This is a genomic window from Nocardia asiatica NBRC 100129 (assembly GCF_000308415.1).
Lineage (GTDB): Bacteria > Actinomycetota > Actinomycetes > Mycobacteriales > Mycobacteriaceae > Nocardia > Nocardia asiatica.
Genome location: NZ_BAFS01000108.1, coordinates 1 through 1752 on the forward strand (window position 1 = coordinate 1; position 1752 = coordinate 1752).

Consider the following 1752-nt stretch of genomic DNA (forward strand, 5'->3'; position numbering starts at 1 on the left):
GGTGACGAAGTAGCGCAGCTGGCGCAATTCCATAAACGATAATTCTAGCTAGTAGAAAATCTATCTGTTTTACTTCTTCGCCTCGGGCCAGCAAGGTCGAAGACATGGGAAACAACGCCGCACAGACCGACGAGAACATCGACATCTTCACCGGCCCGGTCTTCCGCCCCGGCGACGACGGCTACGACGCGGAGATCGCAGGCTTCCAGACCGCGTACACGCATCGGCCCGCGCTGGTCGTCGGCGCGGTGCACGCCGAAGACGTGCGCGCCGCCGTGGAGTACGCCGCGCGCCACGATCTGCCGGTCGCCGTGCAGGCCACCGGCCACGGGCTGTCCGTCGCCACCGACGGCGGCGTGCTGATCGGCACGCGGCGCATGACGGCCGTCCGGATCGATCCGGACCGCCGGACCGCGCACGTCGGCGCGGGCGTGCGGGCGGGTGCGCTGGTCGAAGCGGCGGCCGAACACGGGCTGGCTCCGCTGAACGGTTCGTCGCCTTCGGTCGGCGTGGTGGGTTATCTGCTCGGCGGCGGGATCGGCTTGCTCGCGCGCCGGTTCGGATACGCGGCCGAGCACGTGCGGGCGATCGAGTTGGTCACCGCCGACGGGCGGGTGCGCACCCTGACGCCGGGCGACGAGTTGTTCGGCGCCGTGCTCGGCAGCGGCGGCAATTTCGGTGTCGTGACCGGGCTGGAAGTGGGCCTGGTCCCGGTGGCCACGGTGTACGGCGGGCAGCTGGTGTTCGACACGCCGCTGGTGGAGCGGGCGCTGGAGGCGTGGCGACAGTGGACCGCGACCGTGCCGGAGGAGGTGACCTCGACGCTGGCCATGCTCGCCTACCCGGACTTCCCGCACCTGCCCGAGCCGCTGCGCGGCCGGTACGTCGCGTCGATCCGGATCGCCTACAGCGGTCCGGCCGAGGAAGGGGAACGGCTGGTCGCCCCGCTGCGAGCGGTCGGCGAACGACTGCGCGACGACCTGCGCGCGATGCCGTACACCGAGTCGCACACCATTCACAGCGACCCGGACCATCCGCACGCCTATGCCGCCACCAACGCGCTGCTCGGCGAGTTCACCGCGGAAGCGGCGGCGGCGCTGCTGGACGCGGCGGGCCCGGATTCCGGCGCCGGCGCCGTCGTCGACGTCCGTCATCTCGGCGGCGCGCTGGCCCGCGCGGGCGAGGCCGGTATCGCGGTGGATCACCGTGCGGCCGCTTACCTCGTGCGGGTCATCACCGGCCCGGAAGGCGCCGCGGCCCGCGCCGGCATTCGTGCCGCGCTGAGCCCGTGGACCCTCGGGCACAGTCTCAACTTCCTCTACGGGGCGGGCGCGGAAGCGGACGAGGCGCAGACCCGCGCGGGCTACCGCCCGGACACCTACGCCCGGTTGGCCGCGCTCAAGGCTCGGCACGACCCGCGCAACCTGTTCCGCTGCAACCGCAATATTCGACCGGACGCCGGGTGACAGCATGCTATCTTGGTGATATCACTCTGATATTGGGAGGATGTCATGCAGTTTCGATCCGCGTTCCGCGTCAACGGCTTTCTGGTGCTGCTGGGGTGGTTCGTGCTCACGGTCCTGTTCGGCGGCGGCGCGGCGCTCGGCTTCGTCGCGGGCGCCCGGCACGGCAATACCCTCGCCGTGGTCGGCGCGGTGGCGGCGGTCGTCGTTGTCGTCGTCCTGCTGTTGCTGGCGACCGGCTTGACCGTGGTGAACCCGAACGAGGCCAAGGTGGTGCAGTTCTTCGGCC

1 protein-coding gene and 1 pseudogene are annotated in these 1752 nt (G+C 70.5%); both read left to right on the forward strand.

The window, feature by feature from the left end:
* Positions 1-104 precede the first annotated feature (104 nt).
* A complete protein-coding gene (locus tag ON27_RS10250) occupies positions 105-1466 on the forward strand; it encodes an FAD-binding oxidoreductase (protein ID WP_043723354.1) in 1362 nt (453 codons plus the stop codon).
* Between the two features lie 45 nt (positions 1467-1511).
* A pseudogene (locus ON27_RS10255) lies at positions 1512-1752 on the forward strand (SPFH domain-containing protein); the annotation flags it as partial.